The following is a 16,508-nucleotide window of genomic DNA, read 5'->3' on the forward strand; positions in this document are numbered from 1 at the left end:
CTGAAAGGCCACATCAACAGGCCTTACAGAAGACCGCACACGATCACACGTCAATATGGGTCAGAAAACTCTTGCATAACGGACGGTAACCACAGAAGAAATCCTGCCCGATATCAAGCTGCAGGTCGCCGCCGCGCAGGGAGATGACAAACGCCCCTTCAATGGCGGGCGCCCAGATCAGCTTGCCTTCAATCAGGCTTTCGATGTGCTTGCGCACCGGGTAGCCTTCATCATCACCGCCGCTGACAGCCTCATACGCCCTGGCGCCGAGCACGATGGCATAGGGGCCGTTGACGCCCGCAAGGCGCAACTCACTCAGGGCATCGGCAATGGCATGCGGATAATCCTTGACCGCTGCGGGCAGCTTGACATGCGCGTTGGATGTGGCCTGCGCGATCCCGGCCATGCCGGCTGCGGCGTAGCCTGTGAAAATGGCGCGATCCTCGGCAAAGGCGATTTTCTTTGCCGCATCCTTCACCGGCTGCCAGTCGGCATCAAGCGCGCCGCGTTCCACCGCATCGATTTCCGCGCGTGACAGGGTAAAGGGCACGCGCAGTTCCACCACCGGCAGCACGTCGCGCATTACGGCCTGCACGCCATCGTTCGGGGCATCGATGCGCCTGTCGCGCCCCGTGCCCACGGCGGCAAAGGCCGTGCCCTTGGGTTCGGAAACATCAACCACGCGCCGTCCGGCAAGGTGACGGCGCAGGGTGCGGGTGGCTTCTTCCTCGATTTCGGTCCAGGCGGCGGATGAAACGGGGGCGAGGTGTCTGTGCAGGTTGTTCATGTCTGGTGTCCTTTACTTCAATGATCCGATGCCCAGCGAACCGGTGGGTACAGCTACGGGTTGCGGTGCCGCGGGCGGGGGAGGCGCCACGGCGGCCTGTGGCGCAGGCAGGTCGGGTGCTGCATCAAGAAAATCAGAGGTGGGAATGAAGAACAGGTTGCCCGTCACCGCCGTGCTGACATCAAGCAGCCGGTCGTAATTGCCTGGCGGCAGGCCCACGAACATGTTGTCGAGCATCCGTTCGATGCGCGCGGGCGAGCGGGCATAACCGATGAAATAGGTGCCGAACTCGCCCGTACCCACCGTGCCAAAGGGCATGTTGTCGCGCACGATCTGAAGCTGCTGGCCGTTTTCTTCAATATTGGTCAGCACATTGTGGGCATAGCTGGGCTTGGCGGCCTCGGGCAGTTCAATATCCGAGACCTTCCTGCGGCCAATGATGTGCTCCTGTACCTCGGTGGGTATGGCATCCCATTTCTTCAGGTCATGCAGGTATTTCTGGATGATGACATAACTGCCGCCCTGAAAGGCCGGGTCTTCATCACCGATCAGCGTTGCGTCACGGGCGGGCTGGTCCACCGGGTTTTCGGTGCCATCGACAAAACCGAGCAGGTCGCGGGCATCGAAATACTTGAACCCGTGTACTTCATCCACCACCGTGGCCACACCTTCAAGCCGCGAGACGATGGCGGTGGCGAGTTCAAAGCACAGGTCCATCCGGGTTGCGCGGATATGGAACAGGAGGTCGCCCGGCGTGGAGGGGGCGTGGTGCACGCCATTGATTTCGGCAAACGGGTGCAGGTCCATCGGGCGCGGCGCGCCGAACAGGCGGTCCCATGCCTGCGATCCTATACCGGTGATGCAGCTCAGCCGACCATCATCAATACGGAATCCGACACCGCGCACAAGCGAGGACAGGTCTCCCATCAGGTCGCGCACCTGGGGGCCGACCTCGGTGTCGGGGCTGAGGGTCAGGACAAGGAAAACCGCAGCCTGGGTCAGCTTTGTGTCAATGGGTTGGGGTGTGGGCAATGCTTTCGAACTCCCTGCAGAAACGCGCGCAACGCTTATGGCGGCCTAGCATAAGGAGGTGGCGGGGCGTGGCAAGATGGGGCGGCAGGGGGCAGGTAGGCGGATTGAGCACGCGGCCGCCCGGTTATGGGCCTGTCGGGCCGGCTGTTAAAATATTTCCATGATTTTATGCCGGTCCAGTATGATGCGCTGTGATGAGAGGCGTTTGATCAGCCGCATGTCTTCAAGTTCCTTGAGCATGCGGCTTGTCGTTTCAACGGCGAAGCCGAGGTAGTCGGCAATATCCTTGCGGTCCATGGCCAGGGTCAGGATATTGGAGTGTCGATCATAGAAATCGGCCTGTTTGCTGCATTCAAGCAGAAAACCCGCCAGCCGCTTGAGCACAAGCGGGTAGGTGGCCAGCAGCAGGTGGCGCTGCGCCGCCCTGGTGTAATTGAGCGCCTGCTGCAGGAACAGGGTCTGGATGCGCGGATGGATCTCGATCAGGTTGAGCAGCGCGGAATAGGGGATCTGGAACAGGTAGGTATCTACCAGTGCAATGGCGGAGGCGGGATAGACCCCGTCTTCAATGGTGCCGAACATGTCGTCGGGCCATATGAAGGCAAAGATATGGTTGCGGCCATCATTCAGCTGATGTTCCAGCCGCACGGCGCCCGAACGGATGCGGTAGACATATCTGCCTGCTTCGCCCTGAGTATAGATACGGCGCTTCGCGGGTCTGTGTATTTTCGTGGAGATCGCATTTAACGCCTCCCGTTCTTTGTCAGTAAGCGTAAAATCTCTGAACATCATGAACATCTATATGCAGGGACGCGTTGTTTTTTATGTTTTCGTCAAGGCTTCGCCCGCATGGTGGGTGGCCACCTGTAAGGGGGTCTTACTTTTAACACCCATATATACGATACCGTATCGTATCGCAACATGGCATATATAAAGCCACTATAAAAAAGTATCTGTCGCAGCATCTGAAAAAGCTTCAGAGAAATGCCGCCTTCCTGAAAAAAAGACGACATCCGGCAACCCTTATTCCTCCTTGATGCAGATGCCTGAAGTGAAGATCTGCCAGGCGCGTTCAAAGAAGCGCGCGCGCATCTGCGGATCATGCAGCCTGTTCAGGCGCAGCATGGTGTTCTGGAGCGGCCATCCCAGGATCAGGCTTATCAGGACCCGGGCCGTCTCTTCATGGTCGGGAGAGTGGATGCGCCCCGCATCGGCGGCGGCCTTGATAAGGCGGCTCAGCGTGGCCACGAAGGGTTCCACGATGGTGTGCATCATGTCATCCACGACAGAGGCGATGCGATGCCCATCTGCAATAACGATGCGGTAGGCTTCAAGCGTTTCGGGCCGCAGCATGAAGTCAAGGAAGAACTGGCTGATTTCACGCGTGGCGAGCAGCGGGTCGGTGGAGGAAGCCTCGACCGCGCCCGCCGCCTCGAGCAGCAACGTGCCGCGTGCCGCCACCACCGCGCGGAACAGGTCTTCCTTTGATGCGTAGCGTCGGTACAGGCTGGCCTTGCTGCACTCCGCCACGCGCGCGATCCGTTCAAGCGACGTGGCGGCGTAACCCTGCTTGATGAATAATGCCGTTGCAACTTCAAGAACATGCCGGTCAAGTTGTGCCGAGCCTTCAGGCGTCGGGCGTCCGCCCGTATGTGGCGGTCTTGATGATACGTCAGACATTTTTCGTCCCTTACTACTCCAGCCGTCAGTCGTTCATGTCATGCCACGAAACATAACATGATATGTTGGGCCTGCTGCCATTCAGCCCTACAATCCAGCCTGTCGCCACGGAGATGCCAGAACGGCGGTTCGTGTTCAAATGGTCATTGCGAATGGGTGGTTCGCCATGTTTCGTACTATCTGCTTCCCTTCAGGCGGAAGGAAAGCCGTGCGATCTGCCCGGACAGGAAAGCGCCCCGGGTGTGTGCGACGAGATTGATGTCCACGCCCCGGCCATTTTCCATGACAAGGCCCGCCGTGCCGTGGTGGATGGTGGCCGTGCCGCCCACGCTCCAGTACGTGCCATTGAAGTCCTGCAGGCGGGCGAGATTGCGCACGCAGCCCTGACCCGACAGCGCCATGCCGCCCACGCTCAGCATGCCGCCGCCCCGAATGGTGAAGGGATAGGCATGCGTGCCGTCATACAGCGTGCCCCGCCCCCACACATAACCGACCCCGACGGCGATATGGTGCGCCGAGAGTTCGATCCGGGCATCCGTGGCCGCGCACGTTGCCTGCGCCGTGCCATGAAGGGCCAGAAAGCTGGCGAGGGCCAGAAGGCCTGTATGCCGGAAGCGGTTCATCACGTGATCCAGTGAAAGAAGTGCGGACGCCATTCGCTCCTTGAACAGAACGGTTCGGTTTCGTTTAATTGAGGGCAAAAGGCCAGTCAATGACAAAACAGGCCGACCGCAGCACTTCCCGCGCCGGGTGTGGGGTGAACAGTTGTCTGGAAACAGTGCAGCGCGATGCCCGTCCACAATCGCCGCTTTATTTTAGGGCGGCGATTGAAAAAGCAGGTCCAATAATAGACGAAAATCATAAAAGTTTTCGGTGAAGCTTTTTCAAAAAGCTTCGGAAGGCATCGCCTGAAGGTATTAAGGCACCGGTTTTACCGGCTGTCGCGGCGTAGTTCATAAGCGCGCAGGTTCAGGTCCGTCAGACCGAGAATGGGGGTGGCAACGCCATGCATGCGGGCGCGGGTGACAAGATCGCCAATAATCTGCTGCGCTTCCACCGGGGCGCCCTGCGAAAGGTCGCGGAACATGGAGGAGGTCAGCGTGGAATCCGGCTGCGTCAGTCTTTTGACAATGCCGTTTATGGTGTCGTCTGCCAGCGGGTAGCCGGCGGCTGCGGCAATCGAGGTGCATTCCTTTATCGTGGCGTGCACGAAATCGGTGCCCCCGGCCAGGCGGGCCACCTCGCCTACATTCGCGCGCATGAGGCAGCATAGCGTGCCCAGCGAGGCCAGAAGCGACCATTTGTTCCACATATCCTGCATGATGTGGGGCGAGGGCACGGTATCGAACCCCGGCGCACGCAGGGCTTCGGCCATGGTGCTGGCATCCTGCCCCGCCACCAGGGGGCCGAATACCAGCCGGGGGGTGACACCAGCCTGATGGATGCGGCCTTCGCCGTCGAGGCTGCTGACAATGAAGCAGGTACCCCCCATGACCGCCTCATGGCCAAAGCGGCTGGACAGCACATCAAGGTGCTGCATGCCATTGAGCAGCGGTATGATGCGTGTCTGCGGGCCGATGGCGGGGGCCATGTCTACTATCGCGGCGGCAAGGGAGTAGGCTTTTACACTCAGGATGACGATGTCATGGGGTTGGGTGAGCTGATCCGCCGTGACCATGCGCGGCGTAAGCGTTGCATCACCAAGCGGGCTGACAAGGCACAGCCCTGTTGCGCTAAGCTGCGCCTGCCGCCGCGGGCGCACGAGAAACGTTACATCATGGCCAGAAGCGGCGAGGCGCGCGCCAAAATAGCCCCCCACGGCACCCGCGCCGACAACAAGAATCTTTGGAGTCATCATGGTGTTTTCCGCCTGTATCCGGTCCTGCGTTTCAATGTGAATCTGCTCCCGTCCTGCCGGGGCGGTCAAGCCGGCAGGCGCGTGGGGGCGGCCTGATGGCTCACGCTGCATGGCCATGCGCTCCCTCTTGTAACCGGTTATTTTTCAGGTAAGGGCATGTTCCGGGCCTGCCCGGTCATGCCGCGCCGGGAGGCATGCAGGAGGGTGACATGGCCAGCACGCCAAAACGGATCCAGTCCATCGTGCGTTCCGCCGCCATTCTGGAAATTATGGCCCAGGCCGGTGGCAGCGCGCGGCTGGGCGAAATCGCGGCAAGGGCGGGCATGGAAAAAACCACCGCCCACAACATTCTCCAGACCCTCGACCACCTGGGCTACGTGCAGCGCAGACCGGGTGACATGCGCTATCATCTGGGCGGGCGCATTCTCAACCTGTCGCGCATCATGGGCGATGACCATGGCTTGCGCGCGCGCATGCGCCCTACGCTCGAGGCCATTGCGCGGCAGAGCGGGGCGACCGTGCACCTTGGCGTGCCCAGCGGGGATGAAGCCGCCTATCTGGACCGGGTGGACCCCCACGCCCCCGGGGTTCCGGCCCCGGCCGCGCAGCGGCGCGAAACCATCGAGGGCTCGGCGGTGGGGCTGGTGTTCCTGGCCTTCGTGCCCGGCATGGGCCAGCGCGTGCTCAGCACCCGTGCCCATGCGCTTGATGGCCATGTGCGCGAGCAGATCGAGGCCGTACGACTCAAGGGCTATGCCCTTGATCTTGAAAGCTACCGCCCCGGCCAGAACGCGGTGGCCGTGCCGTGGCGGGAGCAGGGCGAGGTGCGGGCCGCCATTGCCATAACCGGCTCCTGCGCCGACCTGCCGCGCCCGCGTCTGGTGCGGCTGGCGTGGATGATGATGCAGCACGTGGCGCGCGCCACGGTTCAGCAATGTTGAACAAATCGGGATTTTGGTAATTGGTGTGTTACGCCCGCGCAGGCGAGGGGCTAGGCTGCGCTTTTTGTGCAAGCCATGGAAACCGACATGAAACTGACCGATGCGATGACCATGATGGAGGCCGCCCTGGCCGAGGCGCGCAAGCGCGGGTTTGGCGTGTGCATTTCCATCGTGGATGCCGGGGCGTGGCCCGTGGCCTTTACCCGCATGGATGGCGTGCCGCTGGGCCTGATCGATGTTGCGACCAAGAAGGCGCGCACGGCGGCCCTGTTTCATATGGACAGCGCCGACCTGGCCACGATCGCCCGCCCCGAGGGCGCGGCTTACACGCTGGAGAACACCAATGGCGGCCTGACCAGCTTTGGCGGTGGCCTCGTGCTTAGGGGCGCGCATGGCAGCGTGGTCGGCGCGATCGGTGTGTCTGGCGCGCCCACGGAAGATGACATCGCCATTGCCCGCATCGCCGCGAATATGCTCGGGGCCTGAGCGCCCCCTTTACCTGACCGGATCCGCCCATATGACCCAGACCGCACCCCCCGCAGGCGGGGTAGCCCCCATCACGGCGCCCCATGGGGCAAAGGCTGCTTTCTTCGTCCTCACCTTTGGCACGTTCGTGGTTGGCACGGGTGAGTTCGCCATCATGGGCATGCTGCCCGAATTTGCATCCTCGCTGGGGCTGTCCGCCTCCGATGCGGGGCATGCCATTACGGCCTATGCGCTGGGCGTGGTGGTGGGGGCGCCGCTCATCACCATTCTGGGCGCGCGCCTGTCGCGGCGTGAACTGCTGCTGATCCTGTTTGCCCTGTTCTGCTGCGCCAACCTGCTCAGCGTGGCCATGCCCACGCCGGAGCTGGTGGAGGTGGCCCGCTTCATCACCGGCCTGCCGCATGGCGCGCTGATCGGCATCTCGGCGCTTGTCGGCGCCTCGATGGTGGAGCGCGCGCGGCGTGGCTGGGCCGTGGGGCGCATCCTGTCGGGCATTGCCATTTCCACCCTGGTGGGGGCGCCGTTCTCCACATTCGCCGCCGATCATTTTGGCTGGCGCATCGCCTATCTCATCATCGCGGCGCTGGGGCTGCTGACGGTGGCGGGAATCTGGCGCTATATCCCTACAGACCCGCCCAATCGCAAGAACTCCCCGCTGAAGGAGATCCGCGCGCTGGCCAGCACGCAGGTACTGCTCACGCTGGTGACGGCGTCGATCGGCTTTGGCGGCATGTTCGCCATCTATACCTACCTGACCAGCGTGCTGCAGAACGTGACGCATGTGCCTGAATGGCGCATCATGATCTACATGATCGTGTGCGGCGCGGGCATGCTGATCGGCGCGAATGTGGGCGCGTGGATCGTGGACCGCAACCTCGACCGTGCCGCCCTGCTGGCGCTGGGGGGCAGTGCGGTGGTCATGCTGGCCTTTCCGTTTGTGCTGCATAACGAGCCGGCCCTCATGCTCGATGTGCTGCTCGTGCCTGCCTTCGTCAACGCGCTTGGTCCGGCATTGCAGACCCGGCTGATGGACTTTGCAGGCGATGCGCAGACACTTGCAGCCTCGCTCAACCATTCGGCGTTCAACATCGCCAACGCGCTTGGCGCATCATTGGGCAGCGCCCTGCTGGCGCGGCAGTTCGGGTATGGCGCGTTGGGCGTGGGCGGCGCGGTGCTGTCGGCCGGGGGGCTTGTAGTCTACCTGCTGGCCATTGCCCTGCTCCGGCGCAGCGGGCAGGTGGAGGTGCGTGGCGATATTGAGTGAGTGGGAGCGCCTAGCGCACGCCTAGCGCCTTCATCTTGCGGTAGAGCGTGGCCCGGCTGATGCCAAGATGGCGGGCCGTGGCTGTAACATTGCCATGCGCCAGGGCCAGCGCCGAGCGGATGACATTTTCCTCCGCCTTGCGAAAGCTCACCCGATCCTCCGCCTCAAGCCGGTCCAGCAGGTTGGGGTGGGTGCGGATCATGTCATCCGTCCAGCCGGTCAGGGCGCGGGCGGCATGGGTGGCGCCCGTCACCTCGCCCTCGGCATTGATGGCGACAAGCGGGGCCGAGCACCCTTCGGCCACGCCCAGCGTCAGCACCCGTGCCCCCTCGTGATATTCACGAAAGAGCTGCTCCTCGACCCGGCGGCCTGATTGCAAAAGGGTGTCGAGCACGAGCGGGGCGAGCCTGCGCGAGGTATCGCCATTGAAGGCGGCAAGGTTGATCGCGCCCGCAACCTGACCGTGTGCGTTGAAGATTGGCACGGCATAGCTGGCCAGCAGCGAGAAGCAGAAGCGCCAGTGCTCGCCTTCACCGAGGAAGATGGGGCAGCCATCCTGCACCGCCGTGCCAATGCCGTTGGTGCCCGCCATGCGTTCGCTCCACACAGCACCTTCGCGAAGGGCGAGCCTGCGGCACAGGCCCATATGGGCATCGTCTATGTTGCGGGCGAGGATCGTGGCGTCGGGGTCGGCAAGCAGCACCATGAAGTCGAGCCCCTGCACAAGGCTGAACAGGCGCTGCATTTCCGGCATGGCGATACGCAGCAGGCTGGCGGAACGGGTGCTGACATGCCGCAGCTCCGCGCCCGAAAGCACATCGGCCTGCCACCCCTGCGAGGGATCGAGATTGTAGGATGAAACACAGCGCTGCCACGACTTGGCCACCTCGGTTGCACCGGCGGGGCGCAGGGTCTGGCCCATGGGGGGCGGCTGGGTGGGGTTATGGCAATGCGGTTTCATTTCTCCCTGCCCCTGGCTGTCAGGCTGCATGCAGCATGGCGGCCGTAATGGCCTGTCTGGCTATGATTGTATATATCTATTATCCGCCATGCCATATTACATTAAATGAATGCATGGAACCGGGCAGGCCTGTGGCGATGCCAGGCGCTACCACAGATAGACGACTTTCACGTAATAGGCATTACTTTCGGGTATGTTCCGCCCATCAACAGAGTGCGAGTAGCGCGATGTAAAGGAAAAGTGTTTTGAAATATTGAGCATCGCGCCCGCACCCAGTGTTATTTCACGGCTGTCCGAATTATCCATGTACTGGCTTGCGGTCCGGTCGTAGGTGCCTTTCACGTTCTGCCAGTCCAGCGCGAAAAACGGCTCGAACAGTCTGGTCGCCTTCCAGCTGAAGCGCAGGTTGGTGTAGAACACCACGCCGGGCGAATAGGTATGCCCGCCCTTGACGTGCTTGGCCGCCCCCGCCACGGTGCCGGCATCGCCATCAAAGCTGAAATGCTTCCATTCATAATCGAAAATGAAGCTCGAGATGTTCGACCAGTAATTGGGTGAGGTGGCATCACGCGTGCCAACAGCCGTCTGCATGAAGGTCTGGATGCCAAACGTGCTGTGTTTGTTGGGCTTGAACCACGCGGCAGGCCCCACAATGGTGGGGCCAAGGCCGCCGTAATTCGTGCCATCGGCCAGAGTGTAGCTTTCGCTCTGGATCAGCTCGAAGGCGAAGCCCACATGGGGAATGGCGTCAAAACTGCGGAAATGGACATATTTGGTCATGCCCGCCCAGGTATGGCTGCCGCCATTTGGCTTGCGCTGCCCCAGGCTGTTGTAGGAGTGGCCCGCCGCATTGCCATCGCCATACTGCACCAGCACGTTGAAAGGCTTGAAGTCGACGGGCAGGTCATATTCGTGGGGGCCGATGATCCCGAGGGTTACGTCTGCGCCATGGGCCTTTGGCGTAAGGAACAGTATGGCCGAAGGAAGGGTAAGGCGCAGCATGGCATGGAGCCATGCCGATCTTTCTGTCAGACGCATGGGAGGGGCTTCCCTGATGAAAAGCAGGTATCCGGGTGAACCGGATACCTGCACGGTTATTGTTTTTTATTGGGCTGCATTGCCAGCCTGTGCACCATCGAGCGTGTAGGCGATGATGTAATCGCCACTCCGGGTGCCCAGGCCACCATGGCCGCCAGCCGCAATCAGGACATACTGCTTGCCGCCAACCTCATACGACATGGGCGTTGCCTGGCCGCCTGCGGGCAGGCGGTCGGTCCACAGCACGTTGCCGGTCGCAAGGTCGAAGGCGCGCAGGTAATCATCCGCCGTGGCCCCCATGAAGACAACGCCACCCCTGGTCACAATATTGCCACCGACGTTATACATGCCGGTCGGCAGGGGGATGTTGTTGTGGGTTCGGAACGGACCCGTATCGCGCGTGGTCCCCACCGGGTGCTGCCACACGATTTTCTTGGTCACGAGGTCGATCGCGCTCAGCGTGCCCCAGACCGGGCCCTTGCACGGAATCTGCAGCGGGTTCAGCCACGGGTTGGTCAGCGCGATGTAAGGCGTGCCGTAATCAGGCGAGACGGAAAGCGCATCACCCTTGGCGGCAGGCTCTTCGCCCTGGCCGTTCCACTTGGGCAGCGTGCCATTGCCTTCGAGCTTCTGGCGGTGGTCGAGCTTGATGCGGAAGGGCAGGTAGCTCGCATTGGCCAGCATGATCTTGCGCTGCGGGTCGATGGTGATGCCCTGCCAGTCAACCACGCCATAGAAGGCGGGATAGACCACGGTGGTCTGGCCCACATGCGGCGGCGTGAACTGCCCCTCATAGGCGGACTGGCGGTACTCGATGCGGCACAGCATCTGGTCGAGCAGGGTTGCGCCCCACATGTCGCTTTCCTTCAGGTTCGGTGGCGTAAGGCTGGGCATGGCCGCCGGGAAGGGCTGCGTGGGGGAGGCATGGTCATCAGGCGCAACACCCGCGGTCGGCACGGGGCGTTCTTCTACCGGGTAGCCGGGCACGGTCTCGCCGGTGCGGCGGTCAAGCACGAAGAACTCGCCGCGCTTGGTGCTCTGCACCAGGGCGGGGATGGTCTCGCCATTGGGGCCGGGCAGGTCGACCATGGACGGGCCGGAGGGGATGTCCATGTCCCACAGGTCATGGTGCACGGTCTGGTAGGTCCAGCGGCGCTCGCCGGTTACGATATCAAGCGCGATGGTGGCCGAGGAGGTCGCATCATCAAACGGGCGGCGCGTGCCACCCCAGTTATCGGGCGGCGAGTTGCCGGTGGGGATATAGACCATGCCAAGGTTGAGGTCGGCGGTGTACACGCCCCAGGCATTGGGGGTGTCGCGGGTCAGGACTTCATCGGGGTTGGGTTTCCAGGTTTCGGGGGTGTGGCCCGCATCCCATGCCCAGGCCAGTGCGCCGGTTGTCGCGTCAAAGCCGCGGATCGCGCCTGAGGGCTCGAAATTGGCCTGGTTGTCAAACACCCAGCCACCCGTAATCAGGCGGTTCTTGGCCACCAGCGGCGGCGAGGTGACGAAGTGGAAGCCATGTGGCACGTGGCCGAGATATTCACGCAGGGAAATGAAACCGTGATCGCCAAAATCATCGCACGGCTTGCCGGTTTCGGCATCAAGCGCCACCATGCGCACATCCGCCACGGGGGAGTAGATGCGGGTGCGGCAGCTTGTCTGGATCTCGTCGGGAATGCGGTAATACGATACGCCACGGCAGGCGAGATAGACGTTCTTGGCCAGGTCGGCGGTATCGGGGTGGGGATCGAACTTCCACTTCACCTTGCCGGTGGCGGCATCCATCGCAATCACCCAGCTATGGGGCGTGCACATGTACAGCGTGTTGTCGATCTTGATGGGTGTGACCTCGAGGTTGAACTCATGGCCCTGATCGGGGCCGGCCACGGTGCCTTCGCCCGCCTGCTGCACGTCACCCGTGCGGGTCAGCCACGCGCGTTTGAGCTTGCCCACGTTGGCGGGCGTGATCTGGCCCAGCGGGGAATAGCGGTCGCCGCCCGCGGTGCGGCCATAGGCCTGCCAGTCGCCATCGGGCATGTTCTCGGCCGCTGATTCCGGCTGGCCCTGTGCCGCCATGCGATCGGCAGGGACCGTGCCGTCAATGGAATAGGACGAAAAACAGCTGATGAGCAGCACAAGGCACGACACGCCAACCGCGCCGAGCAGGGCCTTCTTGTCAGCCAGCCAGCTTTCGTTTGCGCGCCACACCTGCGGCAGCAGCAGCCAGGCGCCAATGCCCACCAGCGTCATCAGCCGGACTTCGAGGCCCCAGATGTTGAAGCCGGTCTCGACCAGCGCCCAGATGGTGGCAACCACCAGCAGGGCGGCATACAGGCTGCTTGCCAGCCGGGGCTGCTTCAGCCCCAGGACTGCAGCGGCGAGCAGGACGCAGCCCGTCAGCGCATAGAACCAGGAGCCGCCCAGCAGGAGCAGTTGGGCGCCGCCAAAGAATAGAAAAAGCCCGATCAGGGCCAGCAAGACTGAGGTTATGATAGATAATAACCTCTTGGTGGTTTCTCGCATGCCGCGTTTCTTTCCATAGTTTTCCAAAGCTGTGCTACGTGTGTAGGTATTGGGTTGCCTATCCCGCCCAGCCAGAACCCGTTGTTCAGCATGAGGGAGGCGCAAAATGCCATGCCCTACCGCGCGGGCTTCACGCAGCTGTGTCCGGGCATGGCGCAACTGTCTCAAAATCGAGACGGGTTCCGTGCCCTGCTGTCATGATAAGGCCTGAAAGCCGTGCGGGCGTGCTGTCTGTATGGGCGGGTGTCGCAGGTCTTCCCGCCGTGGCGGGGCCGGGCTGGCGGGTCAGGCCGGGCGGCAGGAGCATGGCCTGTGCGGCGCTTGCCGGTTCAATAGACGTTATGCACGTTTTTCTATGAACGGGCAGTCTGTACTGCCTTGGCATAATAGACACTTCCACTACAGTGCGGGAAGTGCCAGAAGGCCCACAAGTGAAGCGACATGATGTTGTGTCGTTATATTTCTGCAGGCAATCATGCTTTTCAAAACCCTCCCGGCTGAAGCCGTTATCGGTCTTTGCGCCCTGTTTGCATGTACTTTCACGGCGCTGACAACCGAGGTGGCGCCTGTCGGTATCCTGATCGACATGGCCCGCGCCTTTCACATCCCCGAAGGTGAGGCCGGGCTTGCCGTCAGCGCCTTTGCCCTGATGGTGGCGGTGTGCGCCGTGCCGCTGACCATCATGACCGCGCATATCGACCGCAAGCGGCTCGTGCTGGTGTCACTGCTGGGCTATGTGGTGTCGAACCTGGTGGTGGCGGCGGCGCCCACTTTCATGGTGCTGTGCGCGGGGCGCCTGATTGGTGGCGTTGCGCATGCGCTGCTCATGTCCATCGCTTCCGCCTATGCCGCGCGGCTGGTTCCGGCCAAGATGACCGGGCGGGCCATTTCATTCGTTTATGGCGGCACGTCGCTTGGCGCGGTTCTGGGCGTGCCGGGGGCGGCGGCCATCGGGCATCTGGCGGGCTGGCGGATGGCGATGTACATGATGACCGGCCTGTCCGTTCTGCTTACGCTGTGCATTGCCTTCTTCCTGCCGCCGGTCAGCACGCCGGTGCAGGTCAGGAACGGGTTGCCCTCGGCCGGGCCGAGCCGGGCCATGCGGATCTTTCTGGCGGTGATTGCGGTCAATGCCATCCTCTTCTTCGCCCATAACCTGCTTTATACCTACGTTACCCCGCTGCTGCTCGATCATGGGCTGGCCACGGGCAACCTGAGCATTGCCCTGCTGCTGACCGGCAGCGTGAGCATCGTGGGCCTGTGGGGGGCGGGGCAGTTTGTCGATACCCGACCGGCAACAGGCCTGCTGGGCGGTGGTGGTGCTATGCTCATCGGCATGGGGCTGATGTACGGGCACATCCTCTCGGGCTGGGCGGCGGTGGCGCCGGTCGGGCTGTGGTGCATGGGCTATTCGGCGGTCATTCCCTGCGTCATGTCCGGCGCAATCCGCGCGCGGGCCACGCGGCCTGACGTGGCCGGGGCCGGAATCAATGCCGCGAGCAATGTGGGCATTCTCATGGGCTCGGCCGTGGGCGGGCAGGTTCTGAACGCGGCGGGCTTTGGCGTGCTCACGCCCATGGCCATCATCACGGTGGTGGTGGGGCTGGTTGTGGCCATGACCAACCCCCGCGCTTTCCCCCACAGGTTGACCGACACGGATCATGAGGAATAAGGGCGAGGGTGATGACATCATGGCCCGTGCTCTACAGCTTCCGCCGCTGCCCGTATGCCATGCGGGCGCGGCTGGCGCTGCTGGCGAGTGAAACGCCATGCGCCCTGCGTGAAGTAAAGCTCGCGGCCAAGCCTGCCGCCATGCTGCGGGCCTCACCCAAGGGGACGGTGCCGGTGCTGGTCCTGCCCGAGGGCCGCGTGCTGGCCGAAAGCCTGGAGATCATGGACTGGGCGCTGGCCCGCCACGACCCGTGGCACTGGTGGCCCGGCACGCGACTTGACCTGATCGCGCGGAATGACGGGCCGTTCAAATATCATCTCGATCGTTACAAATATGCGACCCGCCATCAGTCGGATGCGCTGCGCCACCGGGCACAGGCCCTGCAGGTCCTGCATGATCTTGAAGCGGCGCTGCAGGCAGGCCCGTTCCTGCACGGTGCGCAACCGGGCATGACCGATGCCGCCATTGCCCCGTTCGTGCGCCAGTTTGCGGCAACCGATCCTGACTGGTTCGGCGCCTGTGCCCTGCCGCGCGTGCAGGGCTGGCTGGAGGCTTTTCTGGCCATGAAGCTGTTCGCGCGGGCCATGGAGCGCCTGGCCCCGTGGCGCGAAGGCGATGCGCCGGTTCTGCTGGGTTGAAGAACGCCGCCTTTTTGAAAGAAGGCGGCACCCAGAAACTTTTATTCTGTTCAGGTTATGGTTTCGGCCTGTGGCATTGTCTCTGCGCGGAAGCGGGCGGTTTTGGGGTCGCACACATAGGCCTGCGCCATGGGGGCGGGGTTGCGGGCGAGTTCATCGACCGAGCGGATAATGAAATCCGCCTTGTCATCATCCATCAGGGCGCAGAAGTTCAGCCGCGTCCAGCCCGGCTTGCGGATCTCCTCGCCGTTGAGAATGGCGTGGCGCAGGGTGTTGGAGCGGGGTTCATCAATATCAAGCAGGCTGTGCGCATAAGGCCCCGCGCAGGCACACCCGCCACGGGCCTGGATGCCATACCCGTCAGACAGCATGCGCGTGAACAGCTGCTGGTGCACCATCTCGCCCGCTTCGGCCTCATGCACGCGCAAGGAAAAGATGGGCAGGGCATGCCGCGCATGTGCGTTGCCTATGATCTCGATATGCGGGTTGCGCCGCCAGACCTGCCCGGCGCGGGTGCGCAGGGTATTGTGGCGGGCATCGAGCCAGTCCTGGCCCATGGCGTCCTTGACCATAAAGGCAAGGGCCGCGCGGATGTCGCCAATGATGTTGGGCGTGCCTGCTTCCTCGCGGCTTTCGAGACTGGTTGAATAATCATGCCCCCACGGCGAGACGAACCGCACCGTGCCCCCGCCGGTCAGGACCGGGCGCGTGCGTGACACGGCGGCATTGCGCACGATCATGATGCCTGATGCTGCAGGCCCGCCCACGAATTTATGCGCCGAGAGCACAATGGCATCCTTTTCATACGGCGTGTCCGCACGCATGCTGATGGGCAGGTACGGCCCGCCACCGGCATAATCCCACACGGCCAGCGCGCCATGTGCTTTCAGCACCTTTGTCACGGCATCTACATCGGTCATGATGCCCGTGACGTTTGAGGCGGCCGAGAATGCGCCAATGCGCAGGCGTGTGGGGTCGGTTGCGGCAAGGGCGCGCTCAAGCTGTGCAAGGTCCGGGCCGCCTTCCGGGGCTTCATCAATGGTGATGACCTCCGCCCCGCTCTCGCGCCAGGGCAGGATGTTGGAATGATGCTCGTACGGCCCGATGAACAGCACGGGCCGCTCTCCTGCTTCCGCAGCCTCCGGCACGCCAAGCAGATGCACCAGCCGGTTGAGCCCCGCCGTGGCGCCTGCGCCGCAGAATATGGTGGAGAACCCTTCGCCCGCCCCGCACAGATGGGCAATCCGCGCGCGCGCGGCGTGGCGCATGCGGGTCATGTACCCACCACAGAACGAGGCCTCGGTATGGGAGTTGGCGTAATAGGGCAGTACGCGCGTGAGCACGAATTCTTCAACCTGCTTCAGCGCCCGGCCGGAGGCGACATAATCGGCATAGACCAGCGGCTTGACGCCAAACGGGCCGGGAACGGGCGCGCCTTCCCCGATCAGGCCTGCGCGCAGGCCCTCGTGGCCGCCTGCGCGCAGGCTGGCTGCAAACTCTGAAAAAGACGTGTCATCCATCTGCATGGCCTGTTCCCCAAAAGCGCGTTGCAGGGAGATGTTAATCGGCTTTTTGGCAATATTTTTCCCTATTTCATGCTATCCATGCGGGAAAATGGTGTCATA

Annotated in this window: 15 protein-coding genes; 5 read left to right on the forward strand and 10 right to left on the reverse strand. The window is 62.6% G+C overall.

The window, feature by feature from the left end; genetic code table 11:
* Positions 1-43: 43 nt before the first annotated feature.
* The 6 genes from CDI09_RS10095 to CDI09_RS10120 form a co-directional block, all read right to left on the reverse strand.
* Positions 44-787 (reverse strand): family 1 encapsulin nanocompartment shell protein, encoded by a 744-nt coding sequence (locus tag CDI09_RS10095; protein ID WP_078525994.1) that lies wholly within the window; start codon positions 785-787, stop codon positions 44-46.
* Positions 788-799: 12 nt separating this feature from the next.
* Positions 800-1,819: a Dyp-type peroxidase gene (locus tag CDI09_RS10100; protein WP_078525996.1), complete on the reverse strand. Its 1,020-nt coding sequence runs from the start codon at positions 1,817-1,819 to the stop codon at positions 800-802.
* Positions 1,820-1,966: 147 nt separating this feature from the next.
* Positions 1,967-2,617: a Crp/Fnr family transcriptional regulator gene (locus CDI09_RS10105; RefSeq protein WP_313142712.1), complete on the reverse strand. Its 651-nt coding sequence runs from the start codon at positions 2,615-2,617 to the stop codon at positions 1,967-1,969.
* A gap of 225 nt (positions 2,618-2,842) precedes the next feature.
* Positions 2,843-3,499, reverse strand: coding sequence for a TetR/AcrR family transcriptional regulator (locus tag CDI09_RS10110; protein WP_078525998.1), 657 nt, complete (start codon positions 3,497-3,499; stop codon positions 2,843-2,845).
* 176 nt (positions 3,500-3,675) lie between these two features.
* Positions 3,676-4,155 carry a hypothetical protein gene (locus CDI09_RS10115; RefSeq protein ID WP_078526000.1) on the reverse strand — a complete coding sequence of 160 codons (480 nt, stop codon included), beginning with the start codon at positions 4,153-4,155 and terminating at the stop codon, positions 3,676-3,678.
* Positions 4,156-4,430: 275 nt separating this feature from the next.
* Positions 4,431-5,354, reverse strand: coding sequence for a ketopantoate reductase family protein (locus CDI09_RS10120; protein WP_078527967.1), 924 nt, complete (start codon positions 5,352-5,354; stop codon positions 4,431-4,433).
* Between the two features lie 212 nt (positions 5,355-5,566).
* On the opposite strand from CDI09_RS10120, the gene CDI09_RS10125 reads away from it, so the two are divergent.
* From CDI09_RS10125 to CDI09_RS10135, 3 genes are all read left to right on the forward strand, one after another.
* A complete protein-coding gene (locus tag CDI09_RS10125) occupies positions 5,567-6,298 on the forward strand; it encodes an IclR family transcriptional regulator (RefSeq protein ID WP_078527969.1) in 732 nt (243 codons plus the stop codon).
* 87 nt (positions 6,299-6,385) lie between these two features.
* On the forward strand, positions 6,386-6,784 hold the full coding sequence (locus CDI09_RS10130; protein ID WP_078527971.1) for a GlcG/HbpS family heme-binding protein: 399 nt from the start codon (positions 6,386-6,388) through the stop codon (positions 6,782-6,784).
* A gap of 31 nt (positions 6,785-6,815) precedes the next feature.
* A complete protein-coding gene (locus CDI09_RS10135; RefSeq protein WP_078526002.1) occupies positions 6,816-8,048 on the forward strand; it encodes an MFS transporter in 1,233 nt (410 codons plus the stop codon).
* Between the two features lie 10 nt (positions 8,049-8,058).
* Here the strand turns inward: CDI09_RS10135 and CDI09_RS10140 are convergent, their stop codons facing one another.
* The 3 genes from CDI09_RS10140 to CDI09_RS10150 all read right to left on the reverse strand — a co-directional run bounded on the left by CDI09_RS10140 (position 8,059) and on the right by CDI09_RS10150 (position 12,573).
* Entirely contained in the window at positions 8,059-8,970 is a 912-nt protein-coding gene (locus CDI09_RS10140) for a helix-turn-helix domain-containing protein (RefSeq protein WP_236944677.1), read from the reverse strand.
* Positions 8,971-9,156: 186 nt separating this feature from the next.
* The gene (locus CDI09_RS10145) at positions 9,157-10,047 is read right to left on the reverse strand and encodes a transporter (RefSeq protein ID WP_078526004.1); all 891 of its coding nucleotides are present in this window, start codon (positions 10,045-10,047) and stop codon (positions 9,157-9,159) included.
* A gap of 66 nt (positions 10,048-10,113) precedes the next feature.
* Positions 10,114-12,573 (reverse strand): membrane-bound PQQ-dependent dehydrogenase, glucose/quinate/shikimate family, encoded by a 2,460-nt coding sequence (locus CDI09_RS10150; protein WP_078526006.1) that lies wholly within the window; start codon positions 12,571-12,573, stop codon positions 10,114-10,116.
* A gap of 475 nt (positions 12,574-13,048) precedes the next feature.
* On the opposite strand from CDI09_RS10150, the gene CDI09_RS10155 reads away from it, so the two are divergent.
* Positions 13,049-14,245, forward strand: coding sequence for an MFS transporter (locus CDI09_RS10155; RefSeq protein ID WP_078526008.1), 1,197 nt, complete (start codon positions 13,049-13,051; stop codon positions 14,243-14,245).
* Positions 14,246-14,256: 11 nt separating this feature from the next.
* On the forward strand, positions 14,257-14,883 hold the full coding sequence (locus tag CDI09_RS10160; protein WP_078526010.1) for a glutathione S-transferase: 627 nt from the start codon (positions 14,257-14,259) through the stop codon (positions 14,881-14,883).
* Positions 14,884-14,933: 50 nt separating this feature from the next.
* On the opposite strand, the gene CDI09_RS10165 is transcribed toward CDI09_RS10160, so the two are convergent.
* Positions 14,934-16,409, reverse strand: a complete 1,476-nt coding sequence (locus CDI09_RS10165; RefSeq protein WP_078526012.1) for an aminotransferase class V-fold PLP-dependent enzyme — start codon at positions 16,407-16,409, stop codon at positions 14,934-14,936.
* Between the last annotated feature and the right edge of the window lie 99 nt (positions 16,410-16,508).

The organism is Komagataeibacter nataicola, from assembly GCF_003207795.1.
GTDB lineage: Bacteria > Pseudomonadota > Alphaproteobacteria > Acetobacterales > Acetobacteraceae > Komagataeibacter > Komagataeibacter nataicola.